Here is a 257-nt window from a genome sequence, read left to right as displayed (position 1 = left end):
AGATTGCTGGTCAACGGAATAGCTATTCCAAAACTGATCATGATGCCACTTTTATGCGTCTGAAAGAAGATCCCATGTGAAATGGCCAAACTAAGCCGGCATACAATCTTCAAATTATGACCAATTCGCAATATGTCCTTGGTTATGACCTTATGCAGAACCCTACTGATACGCGGACCTTGATTCCCTTCCTTCACCAACTCGACCAAAACGGCGTTTTGGGTCGAGAGATTGTCGCTGATGCTGGTTATGGTTCG

The 257-nt window shown here is 44.7% G+C and carries 1 pseudogene; it reads left to right on the top strand.

The features are described 5' to 3' along the window. A pseudogene (locus QOS10_RS09615) lies at positions 1-257 on the top strand (transposase); the annotation flags it as partial.

The organism is Limosilactobacillus galli (genome assembly GCF_947381495.1).
Classification (GTDB): domain Bacteria; phylum Bacillota; class Bacilli; order Lactobacillales; family Lactobacillaceae; genus Limosilactobacillus; species Limosilactobacillus galli.
The sequence above is the reverse complement of the archived record's forward strand: the minus strand, read 5'-3'. Positions and strand labels throughout refer to the sequence as shown.